The sequence below is a fragment of the Euryarchaeota archaeon genome, assembly GCA_016207515.1.
Lineage (GTDB): Archaea > Thermoplasmatota > SW-10-69-26 > JACQPN01 > JACQPN01 > JACQPN01.
The window spans coordinates 39,077-56,580 of the sequence record JACQPN010000001.1; the positions used below are offsets into that span (position 1 = coordinate 39,077).

Annotated in this window: 10 protein-coding genes and 1 tRNA gene; 6 read left to right on the forward strand and 5 right to left on the reverse strand. The window is 63.5% G+C overall.

Annotated features, from left to right (window positions below):
* Positions 1-73 precede the first annotated feature (73 nt).
* The 4 genes from HY556_00190 (at position 74) to HY556_00205 (ending at position 2,871) form a co-directional block, all read left to right on the forward strand.
* Positions 74-721, forward strand: coding sequence for a class I SAM-dependent methyltransferase (locus HY556_00190; protein ID MBI4392203.1), 648 nt, complete (start codon positions 74-76; stop codon positions 719-721).
* A 5-nt stretch (positions 722-726) separates the two neighbouring features.
* The gene (locus HY556_00195; GenBank protein MBI4392204.1) at positions 727-1,713 is read left to right on the forward strand and encodes a glycosyltransferase; all 987 of its coding nucleotides are present in this window, start codon (positions 727-729) and stop codon (positions 1,711-1,713) included.
* A 69-nt stretch (positions 1,714-1,782) separates the two neighbouring features.
* Positions 1,783-2,406, forward strand: a complete 624-nt coding sequence (locus HY556_00200; GenBank protein MBI4392205.1) for a hypothetical protein — start codon at positions 1,783-1,785, stop codon at positions 2,404-2,406.
* Between the two features lie 6 nt (positions 2,407-2,412).
* Complete coding sequence (locus tag HY556_00205) at positions 2,413-2,871, forward strand: DUF2240 family protein (protein MBI4392206.1); 459 nt, start codon at positions 2,413-2,415, stop codon at positions 2,869-2,871.
* Positions 2,872-2,916: 45 nt separating this feature from the next.
* Here the strand turns inward: HY556_00205 and HY556_00210 are convergent, their stop codons facing one another.
* Both HY556_00210 and HY556_00215 read right to left on the reverse strand, forming a co-directional pair.
* Positions 2,917-4,452: a tripartite tricarboxylate transporter permease gene (locus HY556_00210; GenBank protein MBI4392207.1), complete on the reverse strand. Its 1,536-nt coding sequence runs from the start codon at positions 4,450-4,452 to the stop codon at positions 2,917-2,919.
* Positions 4,445-5,098: a hypothetical protein gene (locus HY556_00215; protein MBI4392208.1), complete on the reverse strand. Its 654-nt coding sequence runs from the start codon at positions 5,096-5,098 to the stop codon at positions 4,445-4,447. The genes HY556_00210 and HY556_00215 overlap by 8 nt, the downstream gene beginning before the upstream one ends.
* Positions 5,099-5,263: 165 nt before the next feature.
* On the opposite strand from HY556_00215, the gene HY556_00220 reads away from it, so the two are divergent.
* Both HY556_00220 and HY556_00225 read left to right on the forward strand, forming a co-directional pair.
* Positions 5,264-5,614: a hypothetical protein gene (locus HY556_00220; protein MBI4392209.1), complete on the forward strand. Its 351-nt coding sequence runs from the start codon at positions 5,264-5,266 to the stop codon at positions 5,612-5,614.
* Between the two features lie 38 nt (positions 5,615-5,652).
* On the forward strand, positions 5,653-5,964 hold the full coding sequence (locus HY556_00225) for a hypothetical protein (protein MBI4392210.1): 312 nt from the start codon (positions 5,653-5,655) through the stop codon (positions 5,962-5,964).
* Positions 5,965-5,976: 12 nt separating this feature from the next.
* Here HY556_00225 and HY556_00230 read toward each other — a convergent pair whose 3' ends face one another.
* The 3 genes from HY556_00230 to HY556_00240 all read right to left on the reverse strand — a co-directional run bounded on the left by HY556_00230 (position 5,977) and on the right by HY556_00240 (position 17,186).
* Positions 5,977-7,071, reverse strand: a complete 1,095-nt coding sequence (locus HY556_00230) for an aminopeptidase P family protein (GenBank protein ID MBI4392211.1) — start codon at positions 7,069-7,071, stop codon at positions 5,977-5,979.
* Between the two features lie 84 nt (positions 7,072-7,155).
* Positions 7,156-7,242 (reverse strand) — tRNA-Phe (locus HY556_00235).
* Positions 7,243-7,784: 542 nt separating this feature from the next.
* On the reverse strand, positions 7,785-17,186 hold the full coding sequence (locus HY556_00240; protein ID MBI4392212.1) for an SBBP repeat-containing protein: 9,402 nt from the start codon (positions 17,184-17,186) through the stop codon (positions 7,785-7,787).
* Positions 17,187-17,504 lie beyond the last annotated feature (318 nt).

Genomic DNA, 17,504 nt, shown 5'->3' on the forward strand with positions numbered 1-17,504 from the left:
TTACGCGTTGGAGGCAATCGCCGGGATCCGGTCGCCAGGTTCAAGACCATCGTGCCGCTTGTGACACCTCGACATGGTCAAGTCCCGAGGCCTGCCAGCGCCCTTCACAGGTACAGGCCCGCTGCGGCTCCTGGAGATCGGCGCGGGAAAGAGAAGCGATCTCGACTCGTGGCCCGAGGTCGCGGCCGCGCGCGCAAGCCTTAGGAGAATCGAGCTGGTCCGAAACGACATCGTGCCGTTTGACGGCGTGGACGTCGTCCACGACCTTTCCAAACGGCCGTGGCCGTTCCGGGACGCCGAGTTCGATGGCGTCGTCGCCGTACAGGTACTGGAACACCTCGAAGACCTTGGTGAGGTCATGGAGGAGATCTGCCGCATCGTAAAGCCTGGTGGGCGAGCCCTCGTGGAGGTGCCCTACGCCTTGAGCAAGGCGTATTTCCAGGACTTCACGCACAAGACGCCTTTCACGGAGAACACGTTCGATTACTTCGCCCCCGATGGCGAGGCCCCACCGTGGAGCGATTACAACTACTACTCCCGGGCTCGCCTTCGCACGAAACGGCTTGAGGTGATCCCCGACCTCGCCCCGTTCATGGGTGTAGGCCCGCATGGAATCGAGAAATACCTCGGCAACGCGACCCTACGGGCCACCCGCTTCCTTTTCGACCGTGGCCCGCTTGCCATGCGCTTCGTCCTTGAGGTCGTGGGGCTGAAGGGTTGAAGGCGGTGATGGTCTACCAGACGCCCCATCCCGTGCATCGCGATTGGGCGCAGGCCGCCGGGATGGCGCTCCACCCGTGGCTTCCCCGCCCGGGGCCCTACCCGGCGATTCCGTTGAGGGACCTCGATGCGGCCCTCCACGTCCCGAGGTGCGACGTCGCCGTGGCGGAAGGGGGAGGCCCCGCTGGAGCTTGCGCGCTTGCCAACCGCATCGGCCGTGTCAAACGGGCGGTCGTACTCGCAGCCGATGAGACGTGGTCGCGTCTCCGGCGAGGCGTCCCGTCCCCGCTCCCCCGGGGCGAGCGGTGGTGGTGGCGCGCATTCTCGGGCTGGCTCGACGGCGCGATAGCCGTGAGTCCCTACGTGAGAGACGATCTGAAGGTGTTGCTACCAGACCTTCCGGTCGAGGTCGTCCGACCCCATGTCCTCCAGGATGTCAGAAAGTCGCTCGAAACCATCGAGCCCGCGCTTGAAGGGTCGAAGATCCTCCACATCTCGCATGCGTCGGGCAAGAACGGGACCGCGGTCCTCATGGAAGCGTTCGCTGAGGTAAGGCGACACGTGCCGGCTGCGGAGCTCCACATCATTGGTGACGCGCGCGGCACCTTCGGGGACCGCCCTTCGGCCGGCGTAGTGGAACATGGTCGCGTCGAATCGATTGCACCACTCCTTCGAGATAGCGCCCTCTTCGCGCTCCCTGGCCTAGGCCAGGCCTCACCCGTGTCGACCCTTGAGGCGATGGTGGCAGGAGTCCCAGCGCTCGTATCGACGGAGACCGGGACCAAGGACATCGTGGCCGGGGTCGACACTGGGCTTGTCGCGGGAACGGGCGTGGATGCCATCACGGAGGCGATCTTGGATTACCTGGAACTTGGTTCCGACAAGCGCCGCGAACTAGGCCGGCGCGCCCGACGTCTGACGTCGGACCTCACGCCGGAGAATCAGGGGGCCTCCTTCGAACGCGCCCTCGCCTCGCTCGCGGCCGTCGACTAGACGCTGGAGCGGACGGGCCGATCGCCCAAAAATTCATAACCGACGCACCGGCTGCCTGTCCGGTCGGTCTTGGAAGATTTCCAGCTTCTCCCACTTCTCCTTGCGTCGCGCGGGCGGTTCCATTCGCCGGACGGCGCGTTACTCGAAGGCGACCCTGGTGACGTGGTGAAGCAAGCCGCGGGCGGCAAGGCCCTGTACGTGATAGACGCGGACGGGATCGCCTCGAACAAACCGAACCTCAGACTACTCAAAGCGGCGTCGCGTAAGGCCGAGCTGTGGGTGGACGCCGGTCCTCGCTACGCTGACGACGCGATGGATCTCTTCGTCGGCGGCGCGGACAGGGTCACGGCGCGTTGGTCGAAGTTGCGATCCGAGGACGAACTTGCGGAACTCGCTGAACTCTCCGAGGACGCCTACCTAGGCGTCGAATACGATGGGGGTTTCCGGCAGAATCCGGGGATGAAAGCGACCGCGGAGCGCGACATGCGGGAGATCGCGACGAAGTTCGGCGTCGGTGTCGTGGTCGTCGACTTGAAAAGCGGCGCTGGATCCGGAGCCCCCTCGAGGGGCGTCGTTTCAGCTTGGGAAGGCTTCAACGGCCGCAAGTACGCCCTCGGAGGGGACTTCGACGAACACTCGATCGCCGACCTCCGAAGCCTCGGCTTCTCCGGCGCCATCGGGACTCGGAGATGATGGAAGTTGGACGAATACGAGATGGCTTTGGCCCTCGCCTTCAAGCGGCGCGGGAAAGGGACGCTCACCGAGGCGGAACTGCGCCAGGTGCTGAGTTTCGAGCTCAACTGGTACACCCCGACGGACGCCCGGCGCTTCATAGACGAAGTCCGCCGGCGAGGCCTCGTCAAGGAGGACGGGGAGTTCCTCGTCGTGGCCTCGGCGGCCGGTCCCGTCGACGCTCCGCTAGATTTCAAGCCCCCGCGGCCCAGTGCGCTTGACGCACCGTCGGTGCGCGAACGGATAGCCCTTCTTCCGGAGTCAAGCGGTGTCTCGACGGTCGAAGTGGGCGAAGCGTTGGCCTCGCTCGAGGCGCGGACTCGCGGCCTTCATTCAAGGGATGCCCTCACGTTGTTCGTTCTCGCGCGGCATGGCGTCGACGTCCGGTCGCTCGCGCGTGAACTCTCCGACGAGATCCTCCGCTGAACAGGGCGCCCTCCCGCGCACTTTCGCGCCCCGTCGCGCCGATCCTTACATCCACCCGACACCCCAGAGCGAAACGAGTACGGGCACGATGAGGACGCCGAGGAGATTTGTCCTGCGGACCCTTGCGACAAGCGGCACGGTCCCGAGACCGCCGCAAACGAAGTACAGGAGCAGTCCGGAAGCCCCGGTGAAAAGGAGCACGAAGACGGCCGTCAGGGCGAGGCCGAGGAGAGCGACCCGTCTTGCGCCTCCGCCCGCGATTAGACCTACCAGGGCGCCCGAAAGCGAGACCGCAACCACGCCCCCCACGACCATCGCCGTTGCGGCCCCCACGAGCACCCCGATCACTGCAGGGCCGGGCAGGAGATCGGCCCAGGAGAGGTCGATGGCCAAGCGTGAAAGCGCCGCCGCCTCGCCGGAACGCGTACTTCCAAGGAGAAAGAGCGCACAAAGTGCCGCAAGCCCGTTCGCCGCTTCGGCGGCGGAGAAGCGGACGATGGAGCGTTCGGCGTCGATCTCCGAGGGGGACAAGAGCGTCGCCGCAGCGGCCGGCGTGACGCCCGGAAGGAGACCGACGATCGCCCCCGCGACCGCGCCGCACGCCGAATCGCCAAGGAACTCTTTCGTCGGCTGGGCCGCCTCGAAGAGTTGTTGGCGCCGCTCTACGGGGGCCGCATCGAGAGCCAAAAGCAACGACGGGAGTCCGAATAGGCCCGCAAGGACCGGGAAAATGGGGGAGGATGGGAAACCCACGGGCGATTCGACGTGGACGAGCGGAAGCAACAGACCGAGAAGACCGCTCGCAACGAAGAGGAGGGCGCCGACGAAGATCGCAAGAAGGCGCGACCACGGCCCCACCCAGTAAGAAACGGAACCTCGAACGCGCAACTGATCCCCCTCGCCGATGTCGTCGAGCCATCCTATGTCGTCCTCGACTCTTACGCGACCGGTCGGGGTTTCGAGTACGAAGCCACGTTTGGACACGGCATCCACCGTCCCCGTCACGGTGAGTCCCGTGACCGGCGTCTGCCTCGAGAAAGCGCCATCGCCGCGAACTACCCCGAACGGGCACGGCGTGATCACTCGGCGATACGGCACGGCGCCCTTCTCCGTGACCACCAAGGCGATCGTCGCGCATAGAAGAAGCGCGGGAAGGGCCGAACGCAGGTCGCTTGAAGCCGTCGATGGAGGGAGGAAGATGGACGCTCCCGCGAAAACGAGGAGGAGACCGATCGAAAGGCCGGCGAGGCTGCCTGCGACGGAAAGCGTCACGGCCTCGTGGAAGCGGCCGCTGAGGAAGAGCTTCTGGGCCGGCAGAGCCGATAGCGCCTGCCGCTCGTCGTAGGCGCCAAGGATCGTCCCAGGGACGATCGCCCCCATGGCGCCGGCCATCGAGAAGGCGACGAGAAGGGCAGAGCTCTCCTGGATCGTGAGCGTGGGAAGTTGAGCCAACATGAAGGGGATGGAGGCGAGGCCGAACAAGGCGAGAGTGTTCGAATGGAATCCGGGAACGAGGCCAAGGACGCTGCCTGCGAGGGCGGCGCCTACGAGAAGGGCGGTGTACGACGCCGGGTCAGTCATCGCTCCCCGCAGGCGTGCCTCGGTCGTCGCTATCTTTCGTCGACGCGTTCGGCCAGAAGCCTTCGGCGGCCTTGACTTTCAAACAGTACTGGGCGGTGGCTGGCCTGTACTCGGTGACGCCGGTGAACCGCATGGCGCCGGAGAAAGCGAGTTCGCTCGTGATGCGAACGCATATCCGATGGCCGCCGTCGAGGTCCTCGATTCCTTCGCCATCCTGCGCCATGACCCCAACGACGGTCACCGTGCGGCCCAGGATACGCGGCGCTTGCGCGTTGAGTTCGGCCACCGTGAGAAGGGATCGCACCTTGATCGTCCGGAGCGAATCGACGTTGGCAAAGACAACCACGCCGTCAAGGCCGGTGGCCACACGGCCGCGCGCCTCGATGAGTTCGTCCTCCAAGACGGGCACTATCGCGGGAAACGACAGCTTGGCCGTCCCGCCGGCGGTGTCCGCGATCGATAACATCGTGTGCCCGGTGCGTCCGACCCGGGCGTCGACGACGTGACCTCGCACGGAGACGTCCTCGCCGACGCGGGATTGGAGGCTTGCGAGGTCCACGATCTCCTCCCTGCGGCCCACGTTCGAGCCGAGGAGCGCCGCGAGGGCGACGATTGCAAGGAGGAACGCGACTTGGAGGTTGCGCACCTTCCCGGACGGGCCTTGGGGCGCATATTTCCTTTTTCCCGGGGGAATCGGCCGCCCCACCGGAACAATGCCAGTCACCCACGGGAGTTGGGGACAAGGAAAAACAAGAAGGTTTAATGTGCGTCGGTCCGTCCTCATGATAGGAACACGCGGGGCGCTTGAGAAATGTTCGAATGGGTATTCCCGGTACTCGACATCATTCTGGCCTCCCTCACTTCGGCACTTCTTTTGAGCTTCAGGAACAGTTCCGAGGCGCGCGTCAGCGCCGAACGGATGAAGACGCTCTACGGGCGCCTGCGGATCGGGCTTCTCCTAGTCGTCCTCGGACTTCTCATCAGCATCACGAACACGGCTTTCGCGGCCGGCCGGGGAGAGGCAGAACGTGACCTCGTCCGGATGGCGATCTACCCGATCTATTATGTCGGCGTGGTGCTCATCGCCGCTTCCACGTGGTACCCGGCGCCAAAGGCCCGCGACCGCCTCGACATGGAAGGGGGCGGCATCCCATCGCGATAAGCCTCTTCGACGCGATCTCCATCTCGCTCGAACTTGTGATGGTGATGAACCTGCTATCGATCGCCGCGAATTTTGCCGGTTCGGCCAAGGCTCGCGTCTCCGCCGAGCGCTTCTTCAACGGGTACAAGAGTTTCCGTTGGGGGATCAGCTTCATCCTCTTCGGAATCGCGATCATCGCGGAGGCGGACGCAGTGCGCTACACAGCCGGCCTTTCCCTCGACGATCCGGCCTTCACCTCCATCATCATCGCGGGGCAGGTGATGGTCGTCGCCGGCATGTCGATGATAAACGGCATCATCCTCTCGAACAAGTACGACAGGCCCCCGCCGGACCTGCGTCCGACCGCATGATGGGGCAGGGACCTACACTTCGACGAGGTCGCGGCCGGCCGTCGTCAACATCTTGCACCCGGTCTTCGTGACGACGACGTCATCCTCGATCCGGACTCCGCCCCATTTCGGGACGTATATCCCCGGTTCGACCGTGAACGCCATCGTCTCCTCGAGCGTCGTGTCGCTCAGCGCCGCGATGCGACCGCCGTCATGCACGGCCAATCCGATGGAATGCCCCGTCGAGTGGATGAATCGGCCCTTGTACTTCGTCGAGTTGATGACCTTCTCCACCGCCATGTGCACGTCCGACGCCTTCGCGCCGTGGTGGATCATCTTGAACCCGACCTCTTGGGCCTCCTGGACTATCTCGTAGACCGTCCGCATCTCCTTCGTCGCTTTCCCGAAGACGAACGTGCGGGTGATATCCGACGCGTACATTTTGTAGAACGCGCCGAAGTCGCAAAGCACGTAGTCGCCTTTCTTGAGACGCCGCTCCCCGGGGCTATAATGGGGCTCGGCCGCGTTCTCGCCGAACGCGATTATCGTCTGGAAACTCGGGCCTGACGCGCCGTAACGCTGCATGCGGTCGTTTATCTCCGCCGAGAGCTCCATCTCCGTCATACCGGGGACGAGCATCTTCGGGATCTCGTCGCCCACCTTGGAGACGAGCTTGCATGCCTTTCGCAGCCTCTCAAGTTCCACCTCGTCCTTGTAAAGGCGCGCCTTCATCACGGCGTCGGTCACGTCCACGAATTTGCGCCCGGGAAGCGCCTTCTTGAGGTAGAGGAAATTCTGGTGAGTGAGTTCATGCGCGTTGATGCCGACGGTCTTCGCTCTCCCCACGGATTTCTTCAGATGCTCCGTGCGCTCCTTGCCGGTCGTGAAAACGAGCACATCCGCCTCGCGACCCTTCCTCGCCGATTGTTCCTCAAGAAGCGATGACAAGACCTGGCACGAGCCGTCGCGGTGAAGGACCGCGCCACCGCCCTCGAAGAGGCCCCCTTCGACGAGGTCGGTCGCGTAGAAGAAACTCATGTCCATGTGCGGCGCTTCGGCGTTGAAGAGCACGATGGCGTCGACGGTCTTCGGGGCGCGCTTGAAGATGGACTTGATGCGGGACTTCATGGTATCCAGACGACAACGTTTGGCCGTCAAATAAAGGGATGCTCCATCTTGACCCCCGCCGGTCGTGAGCGCTTCGTGAACGTGCGGCCGGGGCGGGATTTGAACCCGCAGGACCTGTCACGATCCCTGGATCTTCAATCCAGCGCGTTGACCTGGTTCCGCCACCCGGCCGGGAGATTGTGGCCAACCTCCGGGACAACATTCGACCTGGGAAACTCTTAAGTTCTTTCCCGATCTAATGGTACGTAGACCTGTCACGGTCCCGGACTTTCGGTCCGGAAAACGGGGCTCGCGTTCGCGGGCCCCGGGTTTTTTCGTCAGGCGACGGTCTTCCAGGAGGCGGCATTCAGCGCGGAGGCCGAGTCGCTAACATTCTTTAGTTCTTCGGCCCAAGGTCAACGCATCAGGTTCGGCGTATCCCAGAACGCGATAGTCGTTGGGGCCGTCACGCCCTTATGGGCGACATGGCCTGCGGTTGCGGCTACGCCCCAAACGGCGGTGAGTCGAAAAATCACTACTCTCCGCCTCTTCGCGGCTGTTCCATGTGGGAATAGAAGCGGCGGTCCAGTTCATGAAGAATTCGCCGGAGCTCGTGCGTAATGTAGCCCCCGACGAATAGGACCGCGCCTCGCGCCCCGGTGGCCGCCGCCTAGCGTGTCACGGCAGGGAAGGAGCGTGGGTAACGGGGTCGCCGCTTCCTCGGTTCGCCGCCACTATCGGTCCTCTTCCTTCTTTCTGCGCCTACGCCATGCGACGATCACCAGAAGCGCGGTCAGTAGCCCCAACGCGATGGCGCCGTAGACGGTCCATGGTAGGCCGCCGCGTTCGGTGGGCGCTTCGCCCGTGACATTGCCCCCAAGAGCGGATGATCCCGCCACGTCTTGACCCGCGCCCGCACTCTTTTCGGCGCCGCCCGACAAGCCCGCCCTTGATATTGTCCCTGGTGCGACCACGGTCCAAGTGGCGGGTAAAGTCAAGTTACCAACCGCAACGGGCACGGTCTGGGCGCCCATGGTCGGGTTGGCTTGGAACGTGACGGAGGTCTCGGCGAGCTTCACTTCGTTTCCGAATTCGTCGAATCCTGTGAGATTCACTGTGACGGTCGTGTTTGCTTCCACCGTTTCCGGGGCGTCCACTACGAGCCGAGCGAGCGACGACGGCAGGATCTGGACTCTCACCGTGGCCCCCACCGCGCCTGACGCTTGCGCTAGCCGCGCCGTGATGGTGTAGTTTCCGGCTTTCGTGCCGGGCTGCAGGATGGCTCCGGTGAAGTTCCCGGCGCCGTCCGAGACCCCCCACTGGATGGCGCTCGCGGCCAAAGGCACCTCGTTTCCAAAGGCGTCCTTCGCAACGGTCGCGTAGGGGATTGGCGTGGCGTTGCCGGCGGTCAACAGGAGGGCGCCGTTGAGGATTACAAGTGACGCCACCGGGCCAGGGCTCACCGTCACGGTCGCGGTCGTCGACACTCCGCCGGCTGATGCCGTCACCGCCTTGGTCCCGGGAGACGTCCAGACGAAGCCCGCGTCCAGGGCTTGGAGATCGGGCGTTGAGCCCGGCGCATCCCATGTGACGGCGGCGATGGTGACGACGTTGCCGTAGGCGTCGGACGCACCACGCACCGTGCAGGAGGCGGTCACGCCCGCCGTCGCGTTTGCCGGACATGAGAGCTTGAAATCGGAGAGCGGGCCCGAAACGACCCGAACCTGCGCGGAAGCAGTCTTGCCTGCCCCCGTCGCCGTGATGAGGTAAGTACCCACGGTCGCGGGGGGCGTGAAGAGGGTGACGCCTCCGTTCGCCTGCGAAAAGCGTCCGGAAGGCGAACTCCACGCGAGCGAGGGATCGCCGATCTTGTTATGATGGATGTCGTGGGTCGCCACGATTCCGCAAACGGTCGCGTTCCCCGCCTCCACGGTGTCCACACATCCGATATGAAGGTGCTCGATTCCTAGGGGATTGACGGTGACGTTGGTCACGTTCCTTACTCCGCCCGTCGTGGTCACCGTGATCGCGTACGCGCCCGCGGCCCCCCGTGGGTCGAAGGTTGCGGCGGTCGAGTTCGACGGCACGACGGTGCCGCCAGACGTGCTCCACGTGAGAGCGTCCGTTCGGTCATTCCCGAATGCGTCTCGCGGCACGGCGACGAAGCTCCCCGTCGAGCCGGCGTTGATGGCGCCGGGCGCAGAGGTGAACGCGATCTTGTATAGCGGACCAGGTGCCATCACGAACACCGCCGTAGAGTTCTTCGACAGGTCCGACGCGAGCGTGGCGGTGATCGTGTACGTCCCGGCTGCTTGCGTCGGGTTGAACGTGTTCCTCGTGAATGAACCGCCCGCGGCGGAGTCGAGCGTCCAGAGGATGTCCTTCGCCATGTCCAATTGGATCGGGTTGCCGAATGCGTCGGTGCTCGTGGCCTCGTAGTCGAGGCTCGTGACGTTGTCCGCGGATTCGGTCGTCCTCGCGTTCACGATGAAGAACGAATTCGGCGCTGCCGGCCGGATCTGTAGGCTCGCGGACGCGTTTCGCGACGAGTTCGACGACAGGTGGACCCTGACCGTGTACAGGCCAGCGGCATTGCTCGGATTCAGGACGTTTGATGAGAAGCTGCCCGCACGGATGGAGTCGAGCGACCACGTCACGTCGGTGGTGGAGTCCATGGGCACGGGATTGAGCCGCGAGTCCGTCGCGGTCACGTTGTAGGTGACCTGACTCGTCTGACCGGCCCGTTGGGTCACGGGACCGTTTGTGATCTTGAGATAGAACGGGTCCGACGGGCGTATCGTCATGTTCGTCGATGCCGTGACGCTTGTGTTTGCCAGGAGCGTGGCGGTGACCGTGTAGTTACCCGAAACGGGGCCTGCCACGAGCAGGTTGTTCGAGAAGAAGCCACCTGCCCGGGGCGACACGGCCCAGGAGACCTCGGTGGCGGAGTCGATTTCGACGCGGTTCCCGAACCTGTCTGTCGCGTTCACGGCCAGGCTCACGTTCGTGGAGCCTGCGAGTGCCGACGCGTTGCCGCCCGCCACCGTGAGGGTCACGATTGACGCCGGCCGGATCTTGAACCCGACGCTGTTGTTCTTGGACGCGTCCGATTTGAGCGTCGCCGTCACGTTGTATCGTCCGGATGTGTTCGTCGGCGAGAGTACGTTGAGACCCATGGTGCCACCGCTCGAGGGGCTGATACTCCAGGTCACGTCGTTGGCGGCGTCCAGGGCGACGGCGTTGCCGAAGGAGTCCGTGGCGGAAACCCCGTAGGTAATGGACGAGGTGTTCCCCGCCGTCTGGATACGGTTCCCGGTCGTCACCACGATCTTGTCGGGTCCGGCAGGCCCGATGTCGAAACGGACGGTGGCGCTGATGTTCGAATCCGAGTCTAGGGAGGCGCGTATCGTGTAGTTACCGGCGGTGTTGGTGGGCGCGAAATCGTTCGCCGCGAACGAACCGCCAGTGGACGCGTTGACGGTCCATGTCACATTCTTGGCAGAGCTCAACGGGATGTTGTTGCCGAATGCATCCGTGACGTTCGCCATGTAGGTGACTATTGACGTGTTTCCGGCCGTCTGCGTGATGTTGCCGTTCGTGATGCTGATCCTCAGAGGAGTGGCAGCGACGATTTGGAGGAACGCCTCCGCCGGTTCCGGGACGGAGCCGTTAGATGCCGAGGTCTTGTAAAGGCCCGCAATAGTTCCCGGGTTAAGGACGTTGGTACTGAAGGAACCGCCGGCGCTGTTGTTGATCGACCAGGTGACGTCCGTGGCCGCGTTGAGTGTCACGTTGTTTCCGAGCTTGTCCTTGCCCGTGGCGTTGTAGGTGAGGCTCGTGGTCGCCCCGGCGGCGGTCACGTTGAGCGGCGTCTGGATGTAGATCACAGCCAGCGCCCCGGGCGTCAGCGTGAAATCCGCGTTCGCCTTGATGCTCGTGTTGAGCGTGTACGTGGCCGTCACCGTGTATCTTCCCGTGATGGTGGATGGCGCCAGGACGTTGGCGTTGAAAGAACCGCCGACGCTTCCCGTGGTGCCGTTGACGGCGATCTCCCACGTGGCGTTCGCGGTTGGAACACTCGCGTTGTTACCGAACGCATCCCTGCCCGTGACCTTGTAGGTGATTGTACGGCCATCGGTGGCTTGTTGGGAGAGGTTGCCGTTGTCGATGACGATCGCCACGATCGCGCCGGGTTGTATCGGGAACGTCCGGGAGCCGTTCGTCGACGTGTTGGAATTGAGCGTGGCCGTCACCATGTAGAAGCCTGAGGCGGTTCCAGCGGCGAGAACGTTTCCGGAGAACGTCCCGCCTGCGGTGGGCGAGATCGACCATGAGACGTCCGTGGTGGCGTTCAAGGTGACTGCGTTGCCGAAGGCATCTGAGGCGTTGGCGTTCCAGGTGATGTTTCCTGACGCACCGGCCACATGGAAGCCCGCTGATGGCACTGGGATGATGGAGTTGACCGGTCCGGTGTTCATTGTGAAGTTCACTGTGTCGCGGGCGGTCGTGAGGTTTCTGAGCGCGGCCGTCACGATGTAGCGCCCGGCCTTGGTGGACGGAGCCAGTACGTTTTGCGAAAAGTTCCCTGCGTCGCTGGCGGACACTGCCCAATCCACGTCTGTGGCCGAGTCGATGGTCACGTTGTTTCCGAACGCGTCCTTCGCCACCGCCGAATAGGTGACGTTCGAGGTCGCATTGGCGGATTGTGTGGTAGCGGAAGTCGTTATCGTGAGTGACGCGGCGGAGCCTGGAAGTATCGTCAACGTGACGTTCGCGGTCCTTCCGGTCGTCGCGTTCGTGGCCGTTATCGTGTAGTTGCCGGCCACATTTGAGGGGGAGAAACTCGCTCCGATGAAGGTGCCGCCGGTCGATGGGCTGACGGTCCAAGTGAGGTCGTTCGTCGCGTTTATCTCAACGTCGTTTCCGAGTTGATCCGTTCCCGAGGCGTTGTAGAAGACGGCAGACGTGGAGCCCGCCGTCTGGGTCGTCGTCGAAGGCGTCGCCGTAAGGTTGTAGAGCGGTCCTCGAGAGACCGCGACCGTGGCGGTCCTCGCGTCGGAAAGGCCCGCCCTGTCCGTGACGGAGAGCGTCACCGTGTACGTTCCGTTTCTCGTGAATTGGTGGGTCGGGACCGCCGACGTGCTAGAGTTGCCGTCGCCGAAGTCCCACGACCTGCCGCTTACCGGTCCGCCGAAGGACGAGGAGATGTCGGTGAACGTGAATTGCGTGGACGTGTCGCCGGTCCTGTTCGTCGGGGCGATGCTGAACAGCGCGAAGGGCGGGGAGCCGATCGTCCTGTCGATGGCGAGCGAGTGCGTCGTCCCCATCGCGACCGCGGTCACGTTGAGCAGGCCTGTGACGACAGTGTGTGACGACCGGCTGGTCGTCGACGTCGGGACTGCGAGTTGCCCGTTGGAGTTGGAACCCGATGCGTAGGCGTTGCCGTCGCCCGCAAGGACAAGCGAATGGCGTATTTCCCAAATGCCGCCGCCTAGGAGTGTCGCGTTCGAAAGCGCGGTGAGTGCGACCGGGCTCGTCCTTTGCGTGGTGCTCCCGTCCCCGAGTCGGCCGTCATCGTTTCTGCCCCAAGCATAGATCGTGCCATTTGCGGCCAGGGCGTACGAAGAGTAGGCCCCGCCAGCCACTTGGACGATCTGTGAGATGCCTGCTACCTTCGCCGGAGTCGAGCGGTCCGTCGTCGTGCCGTCGCCGAGCTGACCGTAGTCGTTTGCGCCCCACGAATAGACCGTCCCGTTCGGCATGAGCGCCAGCGAGTGGTATCGGCCCGCCGAAAGCTGTACTGCGCCCGAGAACGTCGAAAGCCTCGTAGGGGAAGTGCTGTCCGTGGTGGTGCCGTTTCCGAACTGCCCGCGCGAGTTCCCGCCCCACGCCCAGATGTCACCGTTCGAATCGACGGCCAGTGAATGGCTGTCGCCGACGGCGATGCGGACGGCGTTCGAGAGCCCCGTCGCCTGCGTGGCGTATGCGCGTCCGGACGTGGTTCCGTCTCCAAGCCGGCCGTCAGCGTTGTAGCCCCAACCGAAGACCGTTCCGTCGGATTTCAACGCCTGCGTGTGGCCGCCCCCGACTGCGATCTGCACGACCCCGGAAAGGTAGGTCGTGGCATCGGTGCGCACTTCCACGGGTGTCGCCTGGTTGGTGTTCGTGTTCCCGTCCCCGACGCGCCCGTCGCTACCTTGCCCGCCCCATCCCCAAACGGTCCCGTTGGAAAGGAGCGCATGAGAAGTGAAGTCCTGCCCCCCGACTTCGACGGCGTTCGCCAGGCCCGTGGCCGTGACCGGGGAAGTGACGGTGCCGGCGATGCTTCCGTCGCCGAGACGGCCGTTGCCTGCGTTGCCCCATGTCCGTACGTTGTCGCCGACGGCTCGCACCGTGATGCAGCCATAGCAGAGGCCATCCCCCGCGGCGTTACCCGCCGTGACGGTCCTCGGGCCAGAGCGCGCGTTCTGGTCGACGCTGACGGTGATCGTGAGTTGGGTGGAGGAGCTCACGGTGACCGCCGTGACGCTCACGTTCCCGCCCGAGACGTTCACGGTCGTTCCCGAGGTAAAATTCGCGCCCTTCACCGTCAAAGTCGTTCCCGTCGTTCCCGTGTTGAGGAAAGGCGGATAGATGAGGGACACGGTGGGCGGCGCCGTCAACGCGAAGGTGCCGCTCGTGACGTTCGTCCCGGTCGCGTTTGGAAGCGTCGCGTTGGCTATGAACGTGTACGAGTTTGATGCGTCTCCCGTGATCGTGAGGCCCGAAAACGTCGCGACGCCGCGTACGGCGGACGCGGTGGCCGTTCCGGAGAGTGTCGCCGTCTTTCCTGCGGGGACGCCAAGCGCTACCGTGATGATCCCGGTGAACGTGTCGGCGACGTTGCCGTAGGCGTCCTTCGCTTTCACCACTACGTCTGAAATGGTCACACCGGTCTTTTCGGAGGTCGGGGACCTCGTGAAGCTCAAGGACGAGATGACCCCGAGCGTCGTGTCGATGGTGAGGTTCGCCGATGAGTTCCTGGTGTTGCCCGCGTTGTCCGTGAGATTCGCGGTGATGTTGTGGAGACCAGCGCCCGTGATGTCGGCGCTCGCGCAGTTGATCGTCGTCCCGTTGTCCTTGCAGACGAGGCTTAAGACACCCGAGGTGGCGTCCGTCGCCGAGATCACCGAGGTGAAGTTCGCCGATCGGCAGGTGGTGACGAGCGGTTGGTCGAGACAGGTCAGATTGATGGACGGCAAGGTCGTGGTACGATCGACTTTTACCCTGATGGTCCGGGCGGTCTCGTTGTTTCCCACTTCGTCCGTCGCGTAGTAAGTCACGTTGTGGTCGCCGTCTGACGACAGGGTGGCATTCGCTCCCGATTGGACCGCGCCGCCGTCCACCTGAAAATGGGACACGATGGTGCAGTTCGACGCGACGCTGAAAGTCAGGTTGACGGCCGACGTGTTCCATCCGTTGGAGCCGGCCGTGCCGGTGGCGTTCGCGCTAGTCACGGGAGGGCCCGTGCAGGCAGGCGCCATTGTGATCTTCGTGATGAAAACGTCCCCTCCACTGTAGTAATAGTACGTCGAGCTCGCGTCCTTTACCAACGTCTGTTGGAAGGCGTTTGACGTGACCGGAAAGTCTTCCGACGACGTGGACCCTAGCACGTAAATGTTGCCGCTGGAGTCGACGGAGAGACCAGTGGCGTAGTCAGACTGGTTTCCCCCGAGGAACGTCGAGAAGCTCAAACCGGTCCCGGTCGCGTTCATGACGGTGACGAAACTGTCTTGGCTCGGCCAGTCAGGAGAATCCGTCGGAGTCCTCCCGCGCGCGCTTTGCAAGGTGCGGGCCGTGGTCGGGAAATTGTCGGATCCAGTTTGACCTGTCACGTATGCGGTCCCGGTGGAATCCACGAAGAGACCATTGGCGTATTCCGTCTTGTTCCCCCCTAGGTACGTGGAGTAGATGAGAGAGGTCCCTGTGGAGGAGACCTTCGTGACGAAGGCGTCCCCCGTCGGGTAGGATTCGGTCGTGTTCTTTGCGCGGGCGCGTTGGAATGCGTTGGCCGTCACCGGGAAATCGTCGGACGTGGTCGTGCCCGCGATGTAGATGTTACCGTTGGCGTCCACACTCATCTTTCCGGCGTAGTCGTGTCCCTTACCCCCGAGAAACGTGGAAAACGTGAGAGCGGTACCGGCGGAATTCAGTTTCGTCACGAAGGCGTCCTGGACCAGACAGCAGGCGTTTTCGCTGCTCGCTTTCGACCTGGTGGTCTGGAATGCGCCGGCGGTCGTGGGGAAGTTGTCCGACGACGTCGACCCCGATAGGTACGTGTTGCCGACCGAATCCACGAACGCAGCTGACGGATAATCGTAGCCGTCGCCGCCGATGAACGTTGAGTAGGTGAGGCTTGTGCCGAGGGAGTTGAACTTGGCCGCGAAGACGTCGGCGCTGTAGTAGGAGTTCGAGTTCCGGGTGAGGGTTCTCTGGAACGCGTTCGAGGTCACCGGGAAATCGCTCGAGGTGGTGGAACCTTGGACGTACACGTTTCCGCTCGAATCCACGCTCATGGCGTGGGGATACTCGGAGTCGACTCCACCGAGGAGCGTGGAGAATGTCAGGGCCGTTCCCCCGGGATTCACTTGCGCGACGAAAACGTCCGCAGGCGGATAGTAGGAATTTTCGGTGGATGACTTGGCACGCGTTCTTTGGAATGCGTTGGAACTCACGGGGAAATCGTCGGACGACGTGGACCCCGTTATGTAGGCGGCGCCGTTGGAGGCGACCACGAGAGCGGATGCGTATTCACCGCCCTTACCGCCAAGGTAAGTCGAATAAGCGAGGTTCGTCCCAGTGGGGTTGATCTTCATCAGGAATGCATCCGATCCCGGGCAACAGGATGATTCGGAGGCGGGCTTGGAACGCGAACTCTGCAGTGCGTTGGCCGTGACCGGGAAGTCGTCGGATGTCGTGTAGCCTGCCAAGTAGGCGTTGCCACCCGTATCCACCGTTATCCCGTGCGCGTATTCCTGGTCCGATCCGCCCACGTAGGTGGCGTAGACGATGGATGTCCCAGACGGGTTGAGTTTGGCCACGAAAACGTCGGTCTTAGGCCACTGCTCGTTCGATGCCTTGTTACGCGTCCGGCGGAGGGCGTTAGGAGTGGTCGGGAAACTGTCGTCGGATGTCGTGCTGCCCACGACGTAGACGTTGCCAGAGGAATCCACAAAGAGGGAATGCGCGTATTCGAAGCCCTGGCCCCCTAGGTACGTGGCGTATTCGAGCCGAGGATCGATGACGAGGTCGCGCGCAGCGTCGTAGGGCGCGACCGAAAACCCTATGGTGCCATCCCACGACTTCTCGAACCGTCCGGCCACGTCTTGGTGCTCTCCCATTGCGCCCGTTTGGTAGAGCGATGGAGGGGCGTGGCGCAGGATGTCGCCGTCAGTCCCATGGAGCAGGAGATCTCCGGTGGCGGCCAGTTCCACCGTGGCTCCGGTGAATGCCATCTTGATGAGCGATGGGTCGGCGCCCGGGTGCACCATGAAATCGTACTCTAGCGCCGTTCCGCCAGGCGGATAGAAGATCAGGTCGATCCCCGGATACAGGTCGCCGTAGCTGACACTTGAAAAGTGGCGAGCGCCTGAGACCCATTCCGATTCGTCGCTGCCGCGGAAATAGCTGCTGACGCCTTCCACGGGGCCGACGCCCGTGGGCGTGGTGTGGGGTCTTGAGCCCGGAAATTCCATGCGCATGGCGCTTCGGCCAGAGACCCACGTTACCGCGTCGGTCTCAAAGGCCAACATCGAGTCGCTTGAGCGTGCTGCATAGAGAACGTTGGCGTCGAATTGGCCGCGGTTTTCCTCGATGTGGATGGGGATCGGGGGCGCCGTCGGGGCCGTTACCTTTGGTGCCGGTCGACCGGACGCTCCGTCCAAAGCGGCGGTTCCAGTGATTGAAAGGAGGGGCTCGCCGGTCGCGGTAGGTGGCACGGTCGACGGCAAGGTCCACGAAGCGGACTCGTCGGTCTGCGGCGTGGGAAGAATGAGGCCTCCTGGCACCACGAGAATGACCACGAGGAACGTCGCGATCACCTTGGGGTTCCGGATCGTTCGTAGCCAGTACTTCCATGACCCTGTATCTTGCGCCATACTTCCGTTCTCCGTCCGCCGAGGCCCGTTTGCCCGTCAAGAATTTCGGCCGTGGCGCGTTCTTCGCGCTGCCGGTCGGCACGCCCCGCATCAGGTTTTCGCCGGACAGGTCCGGGGAAAACATCATTTAGTATGAGGATTGCGCAGAATTATGGGGGAATTCGCCCCGAAAGAGGGAACAACCCCCTGCAAGTCCCTTTACCGTGGGAGTTTCACGCGAGCGGAACTTGCACGCTCGTTCTCGCCACAGGCGCGCCCCGTGGCCCGCCGTTCACGTATTCGGCGTTTGCCGTGCGAGAATGATCTGTCGGGCGTTAG